Source organism: Bradyrhizobium sp. Kon56, from assembly GCF_055807635.1.
Genome location: NZ_JBVVOU010000090.1, coordinates 1 through 2,003 on the forward strand (window position 1 = coordinate 1; position 2,003 = coordinate 2,003).

Sequence of the window (2,003 nt, forward strand, 5' to 3'; positions counted from 1 at the left end):
AGCCATGCCACCGGCCAGACGTTCCGGTGCTTCGCGATGAAGACGAACTTCATGTCGCTTCCTTCGCGAAGAAGGCTGCGGCCTTCCTAAGAAACAGCCGGATTGGCGTCGCCCGGAATGGCCTGCAACACGAAGCCTAGCGATTTCGCCTGGCGCTGTAGGTTGGCGAGGACACGGCTACGATATTGCTGCTCATATTGGTCTGCACCAGGATCCCTGTAACTGATGCCGTGCCGGAGTGTGTTGTAGAATAAAACCGCAATCTTGCGAGCGGTCGCCGTCACGGCCTTCGATTTACCCGCGCGTGAGGACAGCCGACGATAGAATGCTCCAAGCGCTGTCTCGCTCCGCCCCACGGTTGTTGCTGCCAACCGCAACAGCGCAGCTGCGCGACTTGAGGATCTCCGTGTGCGCGAGGACAGCACCTTGCCGCCGGAGATCTTGTTGCCGGGTGCGAGGCAGAGGAAGTGAAGTGTTTGGCGCTCGGCCATGCCCTTAAATCCGTGCCGCACTCGCCGATGAGCTTCAATGCGAGCGACGGACCCAACCCATGGATCTCAGTCAAATCGACGCCAAGTACGCCATACAGCGCGGTCCTGACATCGAAGGTGGGTGTGTTGACCTGCTTGGTCTTGACGCGTGGCTTGGCTAGCTTTCCGACTGGTCCTGCTCCTTTGGTGTTCAATGCACTGATCAGGACTTCGAGCTTGCGATCACAGTCGAGCATCTTTGCCTGATAAGCGTCGTAGAGCTCCAGCGATTGAGTCAACGCGAAGACATGTTCGTGGCGGTCATTGCCTACGAGGTGCTGCGCGGATCGTCTCGATCGATGAATGGCAGCGCACGTCCCGATAGGTTGCCAGGACGTCGGGATTGCGTTCGCCTGCGACAATGGCTCGGATAATCCGCATGCCGGTCGCGCCGGTGATATCCGAGACAACATGATGGAGCTGCAGGTTCATCTCCATCAGGGCCTTCTGCATATGTTGGATATGGGCGGCAGCATATTCCACGAGCCGCTCGCGCTGGCGCAGATAGGCTCGCAAGGTTGCGATCTCGGCATCGGGTCGGAAGCTGCCCCGTAACAGGCCCATAGGAGTGGAGCTGGCGTAACCAAGCGGCATCGCTGACATCGGTTTTGCGCCCAGGTACATTCTTGGCGTACCGCGCGTTGACCAGAATGACCGCGAACCCGCGCTGTTCTAGGATCTCGTAGACCGGGATCCAATAGACCCCAGTGGATTCCATCGCGACACTGGTCACGCCGCACGCCTTGAACCAGTCCGCCAGCACATGCAGGTCTTGCGTGAATGTGCCGAATGCACGCACTGGCGTATCGGTGCAGGCCGGGTTCACCGCCGCCATGTGCATCTTTGACCCGATGTCGATGGCGGCCGCGCCAAGGTTGACCGGCTTTAAGTCCGGGCCGCCACCAGTTGTCCTCTTAGGCATCGCAAATCCTCCGTCCGATGATGGGCTGGAGGGTCTGGGCTATGCCAATTTGTCATCTTCCTAATCGGGATCGCCGCCGAAACGGCGTCACCACTCTCAAGTTCGCATGCGCCCATGGACCACGTTTTTTAACGGGGACAGTGCCTCCAATAAGCTGACGGCCGCTACCCTCCGAGCCAAGGGATAGCACAAGGCTGTTTCTACCCCGCACAGGCGCGCCATCCCGCTGGACAGTTTTTTAGGATGTCCCGCTCAGCCTTCAGCTTTGTGACCTCACGCCGCAACCGCTCGATCTCTTGCTGCTCAGGCTTCATCTGTCCGTGGCCGGGAAAGGCCTGCACCGGGGCGGAGCCGAACTCCTTCACCCATTTGCGCAGCACGTTCTCATGGACGCCCAGGTCGCGGCCTGCCTGCGCCACCGAGACCCCGCGTTCCCTGACAAGCTTGACCGCCTCGACCTTGAACTCTCGACTGAACTTCCGTCTCTGCATCACCTACTCCGGCTTCATGAAACACCTAATCTCGGTGTCCATCAAACCGGCAGCAGCTCA

The 2,003-nt window shown here is 59.5% G+C and carries 2 pseudogenes; both read right to left on the minus strand.

Annotated features, from left to right (window positions below):
• Nucleotides 1-86 precede the first annotated feature (86 nt).
• Nucleotides 87-1,452 (minus strand): annotated as a pseudogene (locus AC0L3B_RS38055) (IS110 family RNA-guided transposase).
• 236 nt (nucleotides 1,453-1,688) lie between these two features.
• Nucleotides 1,689-1,943 (minus strand): annotated as a pseudogene (locus tag AC0L3B_RS38060) (transposase); the annotation flags it as partial.
• Nucleotides 1,944-2,003: the final 60 nt, after the last annotated feature.